Below are 18,675 nucleotides of genomic sequence, written 5' to 3' on the forward strand. Positions count from 1 at the left end.
ATGACGGACCGTAAGGACGAACTCGCCGCAAACCTGGCGAAAGTGGAGCAGCGCATCGCCGCCGCGTGTGCGGCCTCGGGCCGCGAGCGCGAGGAGGTGACCCTGATCGTGGTCACCAAGACCTATCCCGCGAGCGATGTGCGGATCCTGTCGGAACTCGGCGTTCGTCACGTGGCCGAGAACCGGGACCAGGACGCGGCGCCCAAGGCTGCTGAATGTTCCGATCTGCCCCTTACTTGGCACTTTGTCGGTCAATTGCAGACCAACAAGGTGCGATCGGTGGCGGGTTACGCGAATGTCGTGCAGTCCGTCGACCGTTCCAGGCTGGTGACCGCCCTGTCGAAGGAGGCCGTGCGCGCCGGGCGCGAACTGGGGTGTCTCCTCCAGGTCGCCCTGGACGCGGGGGAGAGCGCGCGGGGCGAGCGGGGCGGCGTCGCACCCGGCGGAATCGCGGAGTTGGCGGATCTGGTCGCCGGGGCTCCGGGGCTGCGGCTCGACGGACTGATGACGGTGGCCCCGCTCACCGGGGAGTACGCGGGGCGCCAACAGGCGGCGTTCGGGCGGTTGATGGATTTGTCGACCGACCTGCGCCGAGCCCATCCGGCTGCGAACATGGTCTCGGCAGGGATGAGTGCGGATCTCGAGGAGGCCGTGGCGGCCGGAGCGACACATGTACGCGTCGGCACTGCGGTACTCGGAGTCCGCCCCAGGCTCGGGTAACGTCGCCAGAAAGTCGGACCACAGCAGAAAATATGGTCATTACCGCCGAAAGGCGGATGCAAGGGCCACGTGGATCGCGGGACTTGGCAGTCGTCAGCGGATCCACCACAGAGCGGAGGACTCAGAGCATGGCCGGCGCGATGCGCAAGATGGCGGTCTACCTCGGCCTCGTGGAGGACGATGGGTACGACGGCCGGGGTTTCGACCCCGACGACGACTTCGAACCCGAACTGGACCCGGAGCCCGAGCGGGACCACCGGCGGCACGAGCCGTCGCACCCACTGCACGGGACACATCAGGCGCAAAGGGACGAACCGGTACGAGTGGTGCAACCGTCACCTCCTCGTGACCCGATGCCCCGCGCCGCCTCGCTCGCCGCGGAATCCGGGCGTCCGGCGCGGATCGCGCCCGTGGCATCCATCACACAAGAACGTCAGAGCCTGGAGAAGAACGCCCCGGTGATCATGCCCAAGGTCGTGTCGGAACGAGAGCCGTACCGGATCACCACGCTTCACCCCCGGACCTACAACGAGGCCCGTACCATCGGGGAACACTTCCGCGAGGGCACCCCGGTGATCATGAATCTGACTGAGATGGATGACACAGATGCGAAGCGACTTGTCGACTTTGCGGCGGGATTGGTGTTTGGTCTTCACGGCAGTATCGAGCGGGTGACGCAGAAGGTGTTCCTGTTGTCGCCTGCTAACGTCGATGTCACGGCGGAGGACAAGGCCCGCATCGCAGAGGGCGGGTTCTTCAACCAGAGCTGAGACGCAGGACCGGATCGTCGTACGGAACAGGGGAGAGGGAAGCACAAGTCATGAGCGTGTTCGCGCAGGTGATCTACTACGCGCTGCTGCTTTTCCTCATCATTCTGATCTTCCGGCTGGTCATGGACTACGTCTTCCAGTTCGCCCGCTCGTGGCAACCCGGCAAGGCGATGGTGGTCGTTCTGGAGGCCACCTACACTGTCACCGATCCACCGCTGAAGCTTCTGCGGCGGTTCATCCCGCCGCTGCGTCTCGGGGGCGTGGCGCTAGACCTGTCCTTCTTCGTACTGATGATCATCGTCTATATCCTGATCTCCGTCGTGGGAAGTCTCGCGAGGTGACAGTGGACGATACGGTCTTGCCGACTGCCGATGACAACGTTGAGGTGAAGAGATGCCGTTGACCCCCGAGGACGTGCGGAACAAGCAGTTCACGACCGTCCGCCTCCGAGAAGGCTATGACGAGGACGAGGTCGATGCCTTCCTCGACGAGGTCGAAGCCGAACTGACGCGCTTGCTGCGCGAGAACGAGGACCTGCGCGCCAAGCTGGCCGCGGCCACGCGTGCTGCTGCCCAGAACCAGCAGAACATGCGCAAGCCCCCGGAACAGGACCAGCAGCAGGGCATGCCTCAGCAGGGCATGCCCCAGCAGGGAATGCCGCAGCAAGGCATGCCTCCGCAGGGGATGCCGCAGCAGGGCATGCGCGGTCCCGGCGGCCCCGTGCCGGCCGGCATATCGGGCCCGCCGCAGCAGATGGGGGGCCCCATGGGTGGCCCGCCCCAGCTGCCGAGCGGTGCGCCGCAGCTGCCCGCCGGTCCCGGTGGTCAGGGTGGTCCGCAGGGTCCCGGCCCGATGGGCCAGGGTCCGATGGGCCAGGGCCCCATGGGTCAGGGTCCGATGGGTCAGGGCCCCATGGGTCAGGGTCCGATGGGTCAGGGTCCGATGGGCCAGGGCCCCATGGGTCAGGGTCCGATGGGCCAGGGACCGATGGGTGGCCAGCCCCCCATGCAGCAGCAGATGGGTGGCCCGATGGGCGGCCCCATGGGCGGTCCGATGGGCGGCCCCGGTCAGGGCCCCGGTGGCGACAGCGCCGCCCGTGTCCTCTCGCTGGCCCAGCAGACCGCCGACCAGGCGATCGCCGAGGCCCGCTCCGAAGCCAACAAGATCGTCGGCGAGGCCCGCAGCCGCGCCGAGGGTCTCGAGCGTGACGCCCGTGCCAAGGCCGACGCCCTGGAGCGGGACGCGCAGGAGAAGCACCGCGTCGCGATGGGCTCCCTGGAGTCCGCCCGCGCCACGCTGGAGCGCAAGGTCGAGGACCTGCGCGGCTTCGAGCGCGAGTACCGTACGCGTCTGAAGTCCTACCTGGAGTCGCAGCTGCGCCAGCTGGAGACCCAGGCCGACGACTCGCTGGCTCCGCCGCGTACCCCGGCGGCCGCGTCTCTGCCGCCGTCCCCGGCGCCTTCCATGGCCCCGGCCGGCGCGAGCGCCCCGTCGTACGGCACCAGCCAGGGCATGGGTGGCGGGCCGAGCCCCGTTCCCCCGTCCTACGGCGGCCAGCAGCAGATGACGCCGGCCATGACCCAGCCGATGGCGCCGGTGCGGCCGCAGGGCCCGTCGCCGATGGGTCAGGCGCCCTCGCCGATGCGCGGGTTCCTGATCGACGAGGACGACAACTGACGGCCAGAGCTACGCCTCAGGCGTCGGCAGCGTTCAGGGCGAGGCCCCGGATTTCTTATCCGGGGCCTCGCCCTTTTTACGCGTGTTGACAACGGTGACGCGGAACACGTTCATGGGGTACGGAGGCTGCCGGCGCCGGCTGGGCGCGGGGGTGACCGCCGGTCCGGGGGCCGCCGCTGCGCCCGGGACGCCCGGTACCGGCGCTGGGGGCACGAGCGGTGCGTCGCCGTCGGACGTGTGTGTTCCGCGACACCGGCAGGCGTGCTCCGCCCGGCCCGTCCGCACGCCGGGTCGGCCCCACGCAGGGCGAGAGCCCGGCCGACTCCGCCCCCGGCGAGCTCCGGGCCCTTACATCCGGGCGGAGGGGCTCAGGCGCCTGGTCCCGGGACGGGGGGACGGGAGAGACGAGCCCGGCCGGGTCGGCGGAGGGGGCTGCGTCCAGGGGGAGAGGACTGGCCCTGGGCGGTCGCCCGAGGGCGGGGGCGATCGGTGAAGCGGGGGTGTGTTCCGTGGGGCCTGGGTGCGGTGGTGGGGCCGGGGCGGGCCGGTGTGGGGTTGCTCTCTCGGTGCTGCCTGCCGGGGGCTGGGACCGGAGTGGCGGGGTGGCGTGGGAGAGGGCCCGGTTTCCCCTGGGGGAGACCGGGCCCTCTGTGGGCTTGGTTACACCTTGTGGAGGTGGAACGTCAGGGACAGGCCCTCGTCCGTGAACGGCTCGCCGTAGGAGTCGTCCGCCTCGCCCTGGGCGAAGTCCGTGGCGAGGACCTCGTCGGCGATCAGGGCCGCGTGCTCGGCCAGGGCCGCGATGACCGCCGGGTCCGTGGACGTCCAGCGCAGCGCGATCCGGTCGGCCACGTCGAGGCCGCTGTTCTTGCGGGCCTCCTGGATCAGGCGGATCGCGTCACGGGCCAGGCCCGCCTGCCGCAGCTCCTCCGTGATCTCCAGGTCCAGGGCGACCGTGGCACCCGAGTCGGAGGCCACCGACCAGCCCTCGCGCGGGGTCTCGGTGATGATCACCTCGTCCGGGCCGAGGGTGATCGTCTCGCCGTCGACCTCCACCGACGCCGTGCCCTCACGCAGTGCCAGGGACAGCGCCGCCGCGTCGGTGTCCGCGACCGCCTTGGCGACGTCCTGGACGCGCTTGCCGAACCGCTTGCCCAGCGCGCGGAAGTTGGCCTTCGCGGTCGTGTCCACCAGCGAGCCGCCGACCTCGGAGAGCGACGCGAGCGCGCTCACGTTCAGCTCCTCGGTGATCTGCGCGTGCAGTTCACGGTCGAGCGACTCGAAGCCCGTCGCCGCGACCAGCGCGCGCGAGAGGGGTTGGCGCGTCTTGACGCCCGACTCCGCGCGCGTGGCACGCCCCAGCTCCACCAGTCGGCGGACCAGGACCATCTGCCGTGACAGCTCGGGGTCGATCGCGGACAGGTCCGCCTCCGGCCAGGACGCCAGGTGCACCGACTCCGGGGCGCCCGGGGTCACCGGCACCACCAGGTCCTGCCAGACCCGCTCGGCGATGAACGGGGTCAGCGGGGCCATCAGCTTGGTGACGGTCTCGACGACCTCGTGCAGGGTGCGCAGCGCCGCCTTGTCGCCCTGCCAGAAACGGCGACGGGAGCGGCGTACGTACCAGTTGGACAGATCGTCGACGAACGCCGACAGGAGCTTGCCGGCGCGCTGGGTGTCGTAGGCCTCCAGAGCCTGCGTCACCTGGTCGGTGAGCGCGTGGAGTTCGGACAGCAGCCAGCGGTCGAGGATCGGCCGGTCGGCCGGGGCCGGGTCCGCCGCGCTCGGCGCCCAGCCGGTCGTACGGGCGTACAGGGCCTGGAAGGCGACCGTGTTCCAGTACGTCAGGAGCGTCTTGCGGACGACCTCCTGGATGGTGCCGTGGCCCACCCGGCGGGCCGCCCACGGGGAGCCGCCGGCCGCCATGAACCAGCGCACGGCGTCCGCGCCGTGCTGGTCCATCAGCGGGATCGGCTGGAGGGTGTTGCCCAGGTGCTTGGACATCTTGCGGCCGTCCTCGGCGAGGATGTGGCCGAGGCACACGACGTTCTCGTACGACGACTTGTCGAAGACCAGCGTGCCGACGGCCATCAGCGTGTAGAACCAGCCGCGGGTCTGGTCGATGGCCTCGCTGATGAACTGCGCCGGGTAGCGGGACTCGAAGAGGTCCTTGTTCTTGTGCGGGTAGCCCCACTGCGCGAACGGCATCGAACCCGAGTCGTACCAGGCGTCGATGACCTCCGGCACGCGCGTGGCCGTCTTCTCGCACTGCGGGCAGGCGAAGGTGACCTCGTCGATGTACGGGCGGTGCGGGTCCAGCTCGGACTGGTCGGTGCCGGTCAGCCGCGTGAGCTCGGCGCGGGAGGCGACGACGGTGAGGTGCTCGTCCTCGCAGCGCCAGATCGGCAGCGGGGTGCCCCAGTAACGGCTGCGGGACAGCGCCCAGTCGATGTTGTTGTTCAGCCAGTCGCCGAAGCGGCCGTGCTTGACGGTCTCAGGGAACCAGTTGGTCTTCTCGTTCTCCTGGAGGAGACGGTCCTTGACGGCCGTGGTGCGGATGTACCAGGACGGCTGCGCGTAGTAGAGGAGCGCGGTGTGGCAGCGCCAGCAGTGCGGGTAGCTGTGCTCGTACGGCAGGTGCCGGAAGAGCAGACCGCGGTCCTTGAGGTCCTCCGTGAGCCTTTCGTCCGCCTTCTTGAAGAAGACGCCGCCGACCAGGGGGACGTCGTCCTCGAAGGTGCCGTCCGGGCGGACCGGGTTCACCACCGGCAGGCCGTAGGCGCGGCAGACCTTGAGGTCGTCCTCACCGAAGGCGGGGGACTGGTGGACCAGACCCGTGCCGTCCTCGGTCGTGACGTACTCGGCGTTCACCACGTAGTGCGCGGGCTCCGGGAACTCGACGAGCTCGAAGGGACGTTGATACGTCCAGCGCTCCATCTCGGCGCCGGTGAAGGTCTGGCCGGTCGTCTCCCAGCCCTCGCCGAGTGCCTTGGCGAGCAGGGGTTCGGCGACGACGAGCTTCTCCTCGCCGTTCGTCGCGACGACGTAGGTCACCTCGGGGTGGGCGGCGACGGCCGTGTTGGAGACCAGCGTCCAGGGGGTCGTCGTCCAGACGAGGAGCGCGGCCTCGCCGGCCAGCGGACCGGAGGTGAGCGGGAAACGGACGTACACGGACGGGTCGACGACCGTCTCGTAGCCCTGGGCCAGCTCGTGGTCGGACAGGCCCGTGCCGCAGCGCGGGCACCATGGGGCGACGCGGTGGTCCTGGACCAGCAGCCCCTTGTCGAAGATCTCCTTCAGCGACCACCAGACCGACTCGACGTACTCCGGGTCCATGGTCCGGTACGCGTCGTCCAGGTCGACCCAGTACCCCATGCGGGTCGTCAGCTCGGCGAAGGCGTCGGTGTGGCGGGTCACGGACTCGCGGCACTTGGCGTTGAACGCGGCGATGCCGTACGCCTCGATGTCCTGCTTGCCGCTGAAGCCGAGTTCCTTCTCGACCGCCAGCTCCACCGGGAGGCCGTGGCAGTCCCAGCCCGCCTTGCGGGCCACGTGGTAGCCGCGCATGGTGCGGAAGCGGGGGAAGACGTCCTTGAAGACGCGCGCCTCGATGTGGTGGGCGCCCGGCATGCCGTTCGCGGTGGGCGGACCCTCGTAGAACACCCATTCGGGGCGGCCCTCGGACTGGTCCAGGCTCTTGGCAAAGATCTTCTGCTCGCGCCAGAAATCGAGCACCTCGTGCTCGAGCGCGGGCAGGTCGACCTGGGCGGGCACCTGGCGGTACGACGTCATCGATCTTCCTCCGGCGGACGTGCTGCCTTCCGTCGGAGGGACGAGAGCCTTGTTGCCTGTCTACGCCGTGTGCGGCGCGCTCCCGCGGTACCACCCTCCTTGGCCCTCCGATGCGCCCTGTGCGCCGGTGAGCCCCCTCATTGGGGTCGCGAGCCGGTTCTACTGGCCGCTGCTGTCCTGCTGCGGCGTTCTTCCGGCGGCTCCGGGGTGATCTTCGCGTCGCGCTCGCCCCCGGGCTCCCACCGTCCCCGGGTCGCTCTGGGCTGCGTACGCCGCTACTCGTCCCCATCCATGCTTTTCGCTTCGCCCAGTGTACGGCGCCGCGCGGACGGTGGCCGACCGGATTTCCGGGCCTGGGGCGCGCGGGCGCGGGGCGTCCGGGATGCCCCGAATGGCGAGGTACGCCTGTTCGGATTCAGGGACGGCGGGCCGGACGGATTACCCGGCGGGGAGCTGGGCACAACGCTTGCATGTCGGCCGCGCGGCACGCGCGAGGCGGGCGGATCGGGCGGCGTGCCCCGTTGCCGAGGGACTCAAGTCGATTTATCGTCCCAGCACGATTCGCGAGCAAGATCACAATATGTGAAGGGGCCGCGACCATGGTGGCGAAGAAGACCGCCGTACAGCAGTCGGCGTCCGGCAGGTCCACGAGCGCTGCGGCCTCCGACGGCGCGGTCAAGGACGTGGGCGGAAAGAAGAGCGCGCAGGCGGGAAGGGGTACGCGAGCCGTGAGGACGACTCCGTCGGACGCCGCTCCCGCGGAAGTGCCGCTCGCGCACGCGACACCGGCTTCTTCGAAGAAGACGGTCACGACGAAGCCGGTCACGAAGAAACCGGCAACCGCGCACACGACCGAACTGTCCGAGAAGGCCGAGAAGACCGAGAAGGCCGGCAAGGCAGAGAAGGCCGACAAGGCCGAGAAGAAGGCGGCGACGAGGACCGCCGGCGCGAAGAACGGCACGAAAGCCGCGGCCGCCACGAGAGGCCGGGCCGCCGCCAAGGCCACGGGCGGCGCGAACAGCACGGCCCGCAAGAGCACCGCCGCCGCGAAGAGCGCGGCCGGGAAGAGCACGGCCAAGAAGGTCGGCGCGGCACAGGCCGCGGAGCAGACGGGAGCCACGACGGTGGTTGCGAAGAAGACTCCTGGCACGGCCACGGCGGCGGACAGTGCCGTCCCCAAGGCGCGGCTCGCCGCGGCGCGGCCCGGCGAGCTCGCCGTACGTCCCGGGGAGGACCCCTGGACGCCGGAGGAGGTCGAGGAGGCACGGGCCGAGCTGCTGTCCGAGGCGGAGCGGCTGCGGGCCGAGATCACCTCGTCCGAGGAGTCGCTCGTGGGCCTGATGCGGGACTCCGGGGACGGCGCGGGCGACGACCAGGCGGACACCGGCACCAAGAACATCACGCGGGAGCACGAGATGTCGCTGGCCGCCAACGCGCGCGAGATGCTCACCCAGACGGAGCGCGCCCTGCAGCAGCTGGACACGGGCACATACGGCCTGTGCGAGAACTGCGGCGACCCCATCGGGAAGGCCCGTATGCAGGCCTTCCCGCGGGCCACCCTGTGCGTCGAGTGCAAGCAGAAGCAGGAGCGCCGCTCCTGATCGGTGCGCGGCGGAGGCGTGCCGTACCCTCGTGCTCAGTCAGGCACCTAGGTTGAGGGACTCACGTGGCAGAGGCGGAGCGGATCATCGGTACGCCGGGCACTCCGGACGCGGTACGGGCCGGGCAGGAACAGCCCGGCGACGACGCGGCGTCGGGCGAGCGCTCCGGTTCCGAGGGGGCCACGGCCCCGGCCGGCGGGCCCGGCACCGACGGGACGACGGCCGGACCGGGGGCCTCGCAGGCCCCTGCCGAGCCGTCCAGGGGGAAGCGGCGGATCGCCGTGCTGTTCGCGGTCGCCGCGTTCGCGTACGCCCTCGACCTGGTCAGCAAGATGATCGTGGTGGCCAAGCTGGAGCACCACGCGCCGATCGAGATCGTCGGCGACTGGCTGAAGTTCGAGGCCATCCGCAACGCGGGCGCCGCCTTCGGGTTCGGCGAGGCCTTCACGATCATCTTCACGGTGATCGCGGCGGCGGTGATCGTGGTGATCGCCCGGCTCGCGCGCAAGCTCTACAGCCTGCCCTGGGCGATCGCGCTCGGCCTGCTGCTCGGCGGCGCGCTCGGCAACCTCACCGACCGGATCTTCCGCTCGCCGGGGGTGTTCGAGGGGGCGGTCGTCGACTTCATCGCGCCCAAGCACTTCGCCGTCTTCAACCTCGCCGACTCGGCGATCGTGTGCGGCGGCATCCTGATCGTGCTGCTGTCCTTCAGGGGCCTGGATCCGGACGGAACCGTCCACAAGGACTGAGCACACGTTCGGGACTGTCGGACCTGTCCGGCATACTCGACGGGTGAGCACGATTCCCGAGATCCGAAACCTGCCCGTGCCCGACGGCCTGGAGGGCGAGCGTGTCGACGCCGCCATCTCCCGCATGTTCGGCTTCTCCCGTACCAAGGCCGCCGAGCTCGCGGCGGCGGGAAAGGTCACGGTCGACGGCTCGGTGGTCGGGAAGTCCGAGCGGGTGCACGGGGGCGCCTGGCTCGAGGTGGAGATGCCGCAGGCGCCCGCGCCCGTGCAGATCGTCGCCGAGCCGGTCGAGGGCATGGAGATCGTCTACGACGACGAGGACGTGGTCGTCATCGTCAAGCCGGTCGGTGTCGCCGCGCACCCCAGCCCCGGCTGGACCGGCCCGACGGTCATCGGCGGCCTCGCGGCCGCCGGGTACCGCATCTCGACCTCCGGCGCCGCCGAGCGCCAGGGCATCGTGCACCGCCTCGACGTCGGCACGTCCGGTCTGATGGCGGTCGCCAAGTCCGAGCGCGCGTACACCTCGCTCAAGCGCCAGTTCAAGGAGCGCACGGTCGACAAGCGCTACCACGCGCTGGTGCAGGGGCACCCGGACCCGACCAGCGGCACCATCGACGCGCCCATCGGCCGGCACCCCAACCACGACTACAAGTGGGCGGTGACGGCCGAGGGCAAGCCGTCCGTCACGCACTACGACCTGATCGAGGCCTTCCGCGCGGCCTCCCTGCTCGACGTGAAGCTGGAGACCGGGCGCACCCACCAGATCCGCGTCCACATGGCCGCCCACCGGCACCCTTGCGTGGGCGACCTGACGTACGGCGCCGACCCGACGCTCGCCAAGCGGCTGCGGCTGACCCGCCAGTGGCTGCACGCCGTGCGGCTCGGCTTCGAGCACCCCGGGGACGGGGAGTGGGTCGAGTTCGAGTGCGACTACCCCGAGGACCTTCGCCAGGCCCTGGACCAGGTGCGAGAGGAGACCTACGCATGACGCTGTCGGTCGTCTCGTACGACGTGCGGGTCGCGGAGGAGTCCGCCGACCGCGAGGCCTGCTTCACGGTCCGCAAGGAGGTCTTCGTCGTCGAGCAGGGCGTGCCCGAGGACATCGAGTACGACGCCTACGACGCCGTGGCGCTGCATGTGCTGGCGATCGGTGACGACGGGGTGCCGCTGGGCACCGGACGGCTGCTGTTCGGCGAGGAGGCCGCGGCGAAGACCGGCGGTGACCTGTCGGTCGGGTCGCTGGGGCGGCTGGCCGTGGCGCGGGCGGCCCGCGGGCTGGGCGTCGGGGCCGCGCTGGTGCGGGGCATCGAGGAGGCGGCCCGCGCGCGTGGACTGGCGGCGGTGGACCTGCACGCGCAGACGCACGCACTGGGGTTCTACGAGCGGCTGGGATATGTGGCGTACGGCCCGGAGTTCCCCGACGCGGGGATCCCGCACCGGGCGATGCGGCGCGCTGTGTAGCCGGGGGCGGCGAACGGCCGGTGGCGGGAGCCGCGTGGCAGGCTTGAGGCCTGCTGTGTGAACGTCGACTCCCGGAGCGCTGACCGTGGATCAGTTGGCCCTGCTGTTCGTGCTGTTGCTCGGGGCCGTGGTGAGTGTCCCGGTCGGGGACCGGGTCGGACTGCCGGCGCCGGTGCTGATGACGCTGCTCGGTATCGCCCTCGCGGTGCCGGACTTCGTGCCGAATGTCGATATTCCGCCTGATCTGATCCTGCCCGCGCTGCTGCCTCCGCTGCTGTACGCGGCGGTGCGGCGGACCTCGTGGCGGCAGTTCGCGGCCAACAAGCGGCCCATCTTCCTGCTGGCCGTGGCGCTGGTGTTCGTGACCACGCTGAGTGTGGCGGCCGTCGCGAGCGCGATCGTGCCCGGACTGCCGATCGCGGCCGCCGTGGCACTGGGCGCGCTGGTCGCCCCGCCCGACCCGGTGGCCGCGACCGCCGTCGCCGGACAGCTGGGACTGCCGCGCCGGCTGGTGTCGATCCTGGAGGGCGAGGGCCTGTTCAACGACGTCACGGCGATCGTGCTCTACCACGTGGCGATCGCCGCCGTGGTCAGCGGGGCGTTCTCGCCGTGGGAGGCAGGGCTCGACCTGGTGCTGTCCGCCGTCGTCGCGGTCGCCGTCGGACTCGCTCTCGGCTGGGGCACCCACCGGCTGATCGCCTGGCTGGACGACCCCACCCTCCAGATCAGCCTGACGCTGCTGGTGCCGTACGCCGCGTACGTCCTCGCGGAGGAGCTGCACGGGTCCGGGGTGCTCGCCGTGCTCACCGCGGCGCTCTTCATCGCCGAGTACGCCACCGACGCCGACGACGTGGCGAGGCGGCTGGCCGGCCACACGTTCTGGGACATCGTCGACACACTCGTCACGGGCGTCGCGTTCGGGCTGATCGGGCTCGAACTGCACAACGCGATCCGTACGGCGTCGGGGCGCTGGGGCGAGCTGCTCGGGTGGGCGGGCATCATCGTCGCCGTGGTGGTGCTGGTGCGGCTGGCGTGGCTGCTGCCCGCCACCTGGCTGACCAAGCGGCTGCACGCCAAGCGGGACTACGACGAGGAGATCCCGGTGAGCTGGCGGGAGACCGTCATCATGTGGTGGGCGGGGATGCGCGGGGTGGCCTCGGTCGCGCTGGCGCTGGCCGTCCCGCTGAAGACCGACGACGGGTCGCCGTTCCCGGACCGGGACGAGATCGTGTTCATCGCGTTCGGGGTGATCATGGCGACGCTGGTGCTCCAGGGGCTGACGCTGCCGTGGCTGGTCAAGCGGCTCGGGGTGCGCGCGGACCCGGACCGGGACAAGGAGTTCGAGCGGGAGCTGGCGATCCGGGCGGCGAAGGCGGCGAAGCGGCGGCTGCGGGAGATCGAGGAGGTCGAGGACCTGCCCGAGGAGCTGCTGGAGCAGATGCTGCGGCGGGCCTTCGACATCGGGGTGCGGATCAGCCCGGACATGGCGGAGGACGAGCGGCGGGAGGCGCACGAGCAGCGGGCGCGCAGGGTCAAGCGGCTGCGGCGGATCCAGGGGGAGCTGCTGAGCGCCGCGCGGCACGAGGTGCTGGCGGCGCGCAGCGAGCCGGGGGCCGACCCGGAGGTGGTGGACCGGGTGCTGCGGCACTTGGATGTGCGCAGCCTTCGGTGAGCTCGCTGAGCTCTGCTTCTTCCGTGAGCTTCTTTCGTGCGCTTCTTCCGTGGGGTTCTTTCGTGCGTTCCCCGGTGCGCGGCGGCACGGTGGACAGGCCGAAAGAGGCCGGGATCGCCACCGTCGGCGGCCGTCCGCTCCTACCATCGGATCATGGCTCGCAATGTGGTGATCAGTGGTGGCGGTACCGGGATCGGGCTCGCGGCGGCGCGCGTCTTCGCCGCCGACGGGGACCAGGTCCTGCTGCTCGGGCGGCGGCCCGAGGTGCTGGCGAGGGCCGGGGTGCCGGGGGCGTCGACCTGCGCGGCGGATCTCAGCGAACCGCGCGAGGCGCGCCGGGTCGCCGACCTCGTGGCGCGCGAGTGGGGAACCGTGGACGTCCTCGTCCACAGCGCCGGGGGCAACGGACAACTGGAGCCCGGGAGCGACAGCGACGATCCGCTCGACGTCGTCGCGCACCACTGGAGCGTCAACTTCAGGATCAACACCCTGACCGCTGTCCTTCTCACGGAGGCGCTGCGGGACCGGCTCGCCGAGCCGGGCGGGCGGGTGCTGTTCGTGAGTTCCATCGCCGCCTACCGGGGATCGGGCAGCGGGGCGTACGGCGGCGCCAAGGCCGCGCTGCACCCGTACGCCCACGACCTGGCCCGTGATCTCGGGCCGCGCGGGATCACCGTGAACGTCGTCGCCCCCGGCTATGTCGAGGACACCGAGTTCTTCGGGGACGCGATGGAGGCGGCCCGGCGGGAACGGCTCATCGGGGAGACCGCCACCGGGCGGGCCGGCACGCCCGGGGACGTCGCGGCCACCCTGCACTGGCTCGCGTCCCCCGGCGCCGGCCATGTCACCTCGCAGGTCGTCCAGGTCAACGGCGGCGCCGAGCGCGGGCGGTGACGGTCAGCCGCGGCCGGTCCGCGGCGGCTCGTGGACGCGGGGCAGCGCCCCGTCACGGGACTCCCCGTCGCGGGCCGGGCGGCCGGTGGCCGGCCCGTCGGGGGAGCGGCGGCTCGGCGGCAGCACCGCGTCCGCCGTGTTGACCCGGGGCAGCGCGTACGGGTGCTCCGCTGACAGCCAGCGGATCATCTGCTCGCGGACGGTGACCCGTACCGTCCAGATGTCGTCGGCGTCCTTGGCCGTCACCAGGGCGCGTACCTGGAGGGTGTTGGGCGTCGAGTCGGTGACCGCGACGCCGTAGTCCCGGCCGTCCCAGGCCGGACACTCCCGGAGGATGTCGCGGAGCTTCTCGCGCATCGCCTCGACGGGCGCCGAGTGGTCGAGGTGCCAGTAGACGATGCCGGTCATCTGCGGGGTGCCGCGCGACCAGTTCTCGAACGGCTTGGACGTGAAGTACGACACCGGCATGGTGATCCGGCGCTCGTCCCAGGTCCGTACGGTCAGGAAGGTCAGGGTGATCTCCTCGACCGTGCCCCACTCGCCGTCCACCACGACCGTGTCGCCGATCCGCACCATGTCGCCGAAGGCGATCTGAAGGCCCGCGAACAGGTTGCTGAGCGTCGACTGGGCGGCGACACCGGCGACGATGCCGAGGACGCCGGCCGAGGCCAGCAGGGAGGCACCGGCCGCGCGCATCGCCGGGAACGTCAGCAGCATCGCGGCCGCGGCCACCACGCCGACGATCGCCGACACCACCCGCACGATCAGCGACACCTGGGTGCGGACCCTGCGGACCCGGGCCGGATCGCGGTGGGCGCGGGCGTAGCGGCTGTAGGACGTCTCGACGATCGCGGCCGCGATCCGGATCACCAGCCAGGCGGCGGACCCGATCAGCACCAGGGTCAGCGTCCGGCCGACCCCGACCCGGTGCTCCTCCAGCACCTTCGCCGCGTCGTACGAGCCTCTGAGCAGGGCGGCGCAGAGCACGAGCTGGTAGGGGACGCGGGCACGGCGCAGCAGATCCCACAGCGGGGTCTCGCTGTGCCGTGCGTCGGCCTTGCGCAGCAGCCGGTCCGTGGCCCAGCCCAGGGCCAGCGTGAGGATGACCGAGCCACCGATGACGATCAGCGGGCGGAGTATGTTCTCCATGCCTTCGAACCTAACCGGGCCCGGGCGGTCATGAACATGTGAGTTCCGTGTCTTCCCGGGTACGTGCGCGCGGGTGTCGGCGTACCCGGCTGGCACCATGGCCTCATGAACATCATGCTCTTTCACTCGACCTACGGACTGCGTCCCGCGGTGCGTGCGGCGGCGGACCGGCTGCGCACGGCCGGGCACGAGGTGTGGACGCCGGATCTCTTCGACGGACGCACGTTCGACGCGGTCGAGGAGAGCACGGCCTTCAGCGCGGAACTCGGCAAGGACGAACTGCTCAGGCGGGCCGTCCTGGCCGCCGCTCCCTACTCCGGGCGCGGGCTCGTGTACGCGGGGTTCTCGCTCGGCGCCTCCGTCGCGCAGACGCTGGCTCTCGGTGACGACAAGGCGCGCGGACTGCTGCTGCTGCACGGCACCTCGGACATCGCGCCCAACGCCCGGGCGGACGAGCTGCCGGTCCAGCTGCACGTGGCCGAGCCGGACCCGTTCGAGACGGACGACTGGCTCGGCGCCTGGTACCTCCAGATGAACCGGACCGGCGCCGACGTCGAGGTCTACCGGTACGCCGGGGCCGGGCACCTCTACACCGACCCCGGTCTGCCGGACTACGACGAGGAGGCCGCCGAGGCCACCTGGCGGGTGGCACTCGGCTTCCTGGACTCGCTCCGACGGGACCTGGACCGGGCCTAGAACCGGGCCCCTGGACCGGGCTTGAGACCTGGACCGGGTCCGGAGCCCGAACCTGGACCGGGCCCGAAACCGACCTCGGCCGGGCCTAGACCGGGTCGTACGTGCGCTCGACCTTCTGGGTGCCGGTGCGCGTGCGGTACGAACGGCTCCAGGACGAGGTCGCGTTCGCCTTGGTGCGGTCGGAGAGGACGTAGTAGTCCATCTGCGCGCGCTCGGCGGTGATGTCCAGGACGCCGTAGCCGTGGCGGTCGGTGTCGACCCAGTGGACGTGGCGGTTGGCGGCGCGGATGACCGGCGAGGCGATCGCGGAGACGGTGCCCTCGGGGACCTTCACGATGTCGTCGAGGTTGTCGGAGGTCACCGAGGTGACGACGAACTCCGTGGCGGCGGAGGCGGACAGCGGGTACGTGCCGGCGTCCACCGGCACGTCGTTCGCCCACGCCATGTGGATGTCGCCGGTGAGGAAGACCGTGTTGCCGATCGCGTTCGAGCGCAGGTGCGCCAGCAGTTCGCGCCGGTCGTCGGTGTAGCCGTCCCACTGGTCGGTGTTGACGGCCAGGCCCTCCTGGGGCAGGCCGAGCAGCTTGGCCAGCGGCTTCAGCAGGTCCGCGGCGAGCGAGCCGACCACGAAGGGCGAGATCATCACCGAGTTGCCGACCAGCCGCCAGGTGGTGTCGGAGGACTTCAGGCCCGCCTTCAGCCAGTCGAGCTGGGCGCGGCCGGTGAGCGTGCGCTCGGGGTCGTCCACCGAACCGCTGGCCGTGGACGCCTGCTGGGAGCGGAAGGACCGCAGGTCGAGCAGGGAGAGGTCGGCGAGCTTGCCGAAGCGCAGCCGGCGGTAGGTCGTGCCCGCGATCGCCGGCCGGACCGGCATCCACTCGAAGTAGGCCTGCTTGGCGGCCGCCTGACGGGCCGTCCAGCTGCCCTCGGCGCCCTCGGTGTGGTTCTCCGCGCCGCCGGACCAGGTGTCGTTGGCGAACTCGTGGTCGTCCCAGATCGCGATGACCGGCGCCTTGTGGTGCAGGCTCTGGAGGTCGGGGTCGGTCTTGTACTTGCCGTGCCGGGTGCGGTAGTCGGCGAGGCTGAGGATCTCGTGCGCGGGCGAGGTCTGCCGCACGACGGTCCCGCGCGTGCCGTACTCACCGGTGCCGTACTCGTAGATGTAGTCGCCGAGGTGCAGCCAGGCGTCGAGGTCGCCGCGGGCCGCGAGGTGGCGGTACGCGGAGAAGTAGCCGGCCTCCCAGTTCGCGCAGGAGACCACGCCGAAGCGCAGGCCGGCGACCGTCGCGCCGGCGGCCGGCGTGGTGCGGGTGCGGGCGACCGGGGAGCCGGTGCCGCCGGCCGAGAACCGGAACCAGTAGTCGGTGGCCGGTTCCAGGCCGCGGATGTCGGCCTTGACGGTGTGGTCGGTGGCGGCCGTCGCGGTCAGGGAGCCCCGGGCGACGACGTTCGTGAGTGCCTTGTCCTTGGCGACGGTCCAGCTCACCTCGGTGTCCGGACCGAGTCCGGAGCCGGGTATCGCCTCGGAGACGGGTGTCACGCGGGTCCACAGCAGGATGCCGTCGGGCAGCGGGTCGCCGGAGGCGACGCCGTGCAGGAAGGCGGGGGCCTCGGCGGCGGCGCGGGCGGGCAGCGCGGCGGCCAGCGGGCCGGCCAGAACGGCGGTGGCCGCCGCGGCCTTGACGACCGTACGGCGGCGGGGCGTAAGGGAGTTGACGCTCTCGGAGGATCTGTATCGACTGGTCACGAGCGATCAGGTTACTGAGCGGTACGCACGAGAGCGGGCGAACTCGCAAAAGTTCGCCCGCTCTTCGCGTGCTCGTAGAATCCGGCCCGCGGCGGGGCGGTTCCGTGCGGTGGGTCAGGCCTTGAGGGCCGCGTCGATCGCCGTGGTGAAGTCGGCCACCGTCATGGGCGCGTTCTGGCCGTCCGACCCCGTCAGCTTCTTGCCGTCCATGACCAGGCTCGGCGTACCGTCGACATCGTCCTTGTTGGTGTTGAACGTCTGCGACATGGCCAGCGCCCACGCGTCGTACGTGCCGTTCTTCACGGCGTTCTGGAACGTCGTGTTGTTCTTCAGCGCGGAGACCGTGTCCGCCACCTTGATCAGGTAGTCGTCGCTCTTGAACTTGTCGTCGGACTCCTCGGGGTGGTACTTCGCCGAGTAGAGCGCCGTCTTGTACTCCAGGAAGGCCTCGGGGCTCACGTTCAGCGCGGCGCCCAGAGCGCTCATCGCGTTCTTGGAGCCCTCGCCGCGGGAGCCGACCTTGACCTTGCCGTCGCCGTCGGTGTCGCCGTCGAGGAAGGTGCCGCCGACGTACTGGATCTTGAACTTGCCGTCGTCGTAGTCCTTCTTGAGCGTCGGGCCGACCGTCTGCTCGAACGAGGCGCAGATCGGGCAGCGCGGGTCCTCGTACAGCTTCAGCGTCTTCTTGGCGGCGCTCTGGCCGAGGACCACGGTCGTGCCGTCCTTGCCCGTGGTGTTGGCCGGCGCGACGACCTTCTCGTCCAGCACGGCCTCCCAGTGGCCGGGCTTGTTGGCCTGGACGACGGCGTAACCTATGCCGCCCGCCGCGGCCAGCACGCCGACGACCGTGCAGGCGACGATGACCTGCCGCTTGGCCTTGGCCTTCTTGGCCTCGCGCTCGCGCTCTACGCGCAGCCGCTCCCTGGCCGCCGTCTTCGACGCCTGGCTGTTGCGCTTGCTCATGCTGATCTCCATGTGGGACGCGCACGTGTCGTACGCGGGATACGTGTGGGGTCGTGGATGTGCTCAGGCGAAGGCGGCCGAGCACGGGGGTCCACGCCGTCCCAGGGAGTGCGCGAGCAGCGGGCCGCGGGCGGCCGTCGTACGGCGGACCGGGCGCGGCGGGCGGCGGGCCGCCGGGGCGCGCCGCACGGTCACCGCGCGGGAGGCGAGCAGCAGCGGCCGGAACGTGGTCGCGGTCACCGCCCCCAGCAGCTGGGCCAGGGCCCGCTCGCCGCGGCGCAGCCAGGCGGTCGCGAGAAGGCCGACGGCGAGGTGCGTGCCGAGCAGCAGCCAGGCCGTGGCCGGGTCGGCGTGGGCGAGCAGGACGGCGGCCCGGTCGGTGCCGGCGCCGGTCACGTGGGCCAGCGGGAGGCCGACGTCGGCGCCGCCGCACAGCACGTCGAAGCCGACCGAGCGCAGCGGTCCGGCGACGGGGCCGCCCGCGCGGCCGTAGCAGACGTGCTGGCCGGTGGTGAAGACGGTGTCGGCGGCCAGCTCCAGCGGGATCAGCAGGGCGGCGATCCGCCCGAAGCCGCGCTCGCGGCCCGCCAGCGCGTAGGCGACGGCGAACACGGCGACCGCGACGGCGGCCACCGTGTTCACCGGCAGCGGGGCCCGGGACAGCAGCACGTGGGACGCGCTGCTGAGCGTCACGACGACAGCCGTGAACAGCGCCGCGCGTACGGCTCTGAGGTGGGTCCCGGATATGTCCATAGCGGAGGAGAGTGTGTCACGTGCTCCGGTA

General features: G+C 71.2%; 16 protein-coding genes. 11 read left to right on the forward strand and 5 right to left on the reverse strand.

Going from position 1 to position 18,675, the window contains the following annotated elements; all coding sequences use genetic code 11:
- The 4 genes from ACWCQK_RS12380 to ACWCQK_RS12395 all read left to right on the forward strand — a co-directional run bounded on the left by ACWCQK_RS12380 (position 1) and on the right by ACWCQK_RS12395 (position 3,167).
- The gene (locus ACWCQK_RS12380; protein ID WP_451154780.1) at positions 1-720 is read left to right on the forward strand and encodes a YggS family pyridoxal phosphate-dependent enzyme; all 720 of its coding nucleotides are present in this window, start codon (positions 1-3) and stop codon (positions 718-720) included.
- 128 nt (positions 721-848) lie between these two features.
- Entirely contained in the window at positions 849-1,490 is a 642-nt protein-coding gene (gene sepF, locus ACWCQK_RS12385; protein ID WP_451154782.1) for a cell division protein SepF, read from the forward strand.
- Between the two features lie 50 nt (positions 1,491-1,540).
- Positions 1,541-1,831 (forward strand): YggT family protein, encoded by a 291-nt coding sequence (locus tag ACWCQK_RS12390; protein WP_385787238.1) that lies wholly within the window; start codon positions 1,541-1,543, stop codon positions 1,829-1,831.
- A 52-nt stretch (positions 1,832-1,883) separates the two neighbouring features.
- Positions 1,884-3,167, forward strand: a complete 1,284-nt coding sequence (locus ACWCQK_RS12395; RefSeq protein WP_451154784.1) for a DivIVA domain-containing protein — start codon at positions 1,884-1,886, stop codon at positions 3,165-3,167.
- A gap of 660 nt (positions 3,168-3,827) precedes the next feature.
- Here the strand turns inward: ACWCQK_RS12395 and ileS are convergent.
- Entirely contained in the window at positions 3,828-6,959 is a 3,132-nt protein-coding gene (ileS, locus tag ACWCQK_RS12400; RefSeq protein WP_451154786.1) for an isoleucine--tRNA ligase, read from the reverse strand.
- A gap of 599 nt (positions 6,960-7,558) precedes the next feature.
- Between ileS and ACWCQK_RS12405 the strand changes: the two genes are divergently transcribed.
- From ACWCQK_RS12405 to ACWCQK_RS12430, 6 genes are all read left to right on the forward strand, one after another.
- A complete protein-coding gene (locus ACWCQK_RS12405) occupies positions 7,559-8,560 on the forward strand; it encodes a TraR/DksA family transcriptional regulator (RefSeq protein WP_451154788.1) in 1,002 nt (333 codons plus the stop codon).
- A 65-nt stretch (positions 8,561-8,625) separates the two neighbouring features.
- On the forward strand, positions 8,626-9,309 hold the full coding sequence (gene lspA, locus ACWCQK_RS12410) for a signal peptidase II (RefSeq protein ID WP_451154790.1): 684 nt from the start codon (positions 8,626-8,628) through the stop codon (positions 9,307-9,309).
- A gap of 43 nt (positions 9,310-9,352) precedes the next feature.
- The gene (locus ACWCQK_RS12415; RefSeq protein ID WP_451154792.1) at positions 9,353-10,297 is read left to right on the forward strand and encodes an RluA family pseudouridine synthase; all 945 of its coding nucleotides are present in this window, start codon (positions 9,353-9,355) and stop codon (positions 10,295-10,297) included.
- Positions 10,294-10,770: a GNAT family N-acetyltransferase gene (locus tag ACWCQK_RS12420; RefSeq protein ID WP_451154794.1), complete on the forward strand. Its 477-nt coding sequence runs from the start codon at positions 10,294-10,296 to the stop codon at positions 10,768-10,770. Before ACWCQK_RS12415 ends, ACWCQK_RS12420 begins: the two co-directional genes overlap by 4 nt.
- 85 nt (positions 10,771-10,855) lie before the next feature.
- Positions 10,856-12,442: a Na+/H+ antiporter gene (locus ACWCQK_RS12425; RefSeq protein WP_451154796.1), complete on the forward strand. Its 1,587-nt coding sequence runs from the start codon at positions 10,856-10,858 to the stop codon at positions 12,440-12,442.
- A gap of 153 nt (positions 12,443-12,595) precedes the next feature.
- Positions 12,596-13,336: an SDR family NAD(P)-dependent oxidoreductase gene (locus ACWCQK_RS12430; RefSeq protein ID WP_451154798.1), complete on the forward strand. Its 741-nt coding sequence runs from the start codon at positions 12,596-12,598 to the stop codon at positions 13,334-13,336.
- Positions 13,337-13,339: 3 nt separating this feature from the next.
- On the opposite strand, the gene ACWCQK_RS12435 is transcribed toward ACWCQK_RS12430, so the two are convergent.
- Positions 13,340-14,485 carry a mechanosensitive ion channel family protein gene (locus ACWCQK_RS12435; RefSeq protein WP_451154800.1) on the reverse strand — a complete coding sequence of 382 codons (1,146 nt, stop codon included), beginning with the start codon at positions 14,483-14,485 and terminating at the stop codon, positions 13,340-13,342.
- A 105-nt stretch (positions 14,486-14,590) separates the two neighbouring features.
- Here ACWCQK_RS12435 and ACWCQK_RS12440 point away from each other — a divergent pair, with 105 nt between their 5' ends.
- Complete coding sequence (locus ACWCQK_RS12440) at positions 14,591-15,181, forward strand: dienelactone hydrolase family protein (RefSeq protein ID WP_451154802.1); 591 nt, start codon at positions 14,591-14,593, stop codon at positions 15,179-15,181.
- A gap of 85 nt (positions 15,182-15,266) precedes the next feature.
- Here the strand turns inward: ACWCQK_RS12440 and ACWCQK_RS12445 are convergent, their stop codons facing one another.
- The 3 genes from ACWCQK_RS12445 to ACWCQK_RS12455 all read right to left on the reverse strand — a co-directional run bounded on the left by ACWCQK_RS12445 (position 15,267) and on the right by ACWCQK_RS12455 (position 18,644).
- Entirely contained in the window at positions 15,267-16,928 is a 1,662-nt protein-coding gene (locus ACWCQK_RS12445; protein ID WP_451154804.1) for an alkaline phosphatase D family protein, read from the reverse strand.
- 114 nt (positions 16,929-17,042) lie between these two features.
- Positions 17,043-17,891, reverse strand: coding sequence for a thioredoxin domain-containing protein (locus tag ACWCQK_RS12450; protein ID WP_451154806.1), 849 nt, complete (start codon positions 17,889-17,891; stop codon positions 17,043-17,045).
- 63 nt (positions 17,892-17,954) lie between these two features.
- A complete protein-coding gene (locus ACWCQK_RS12455) occupies positions 17,955-18,644 on the reverse strand; it encodes a hypothetical protein (protein WP_451154808.1) in 690 nt (229 codons plus the stop codon).
- Positions 18,645-18,675: the final 31 nt, after the last annotated feature.

The sequence above is a fragment of the Streptomyces sp. NPDC002306 genome (assembly GCF_053593435.1).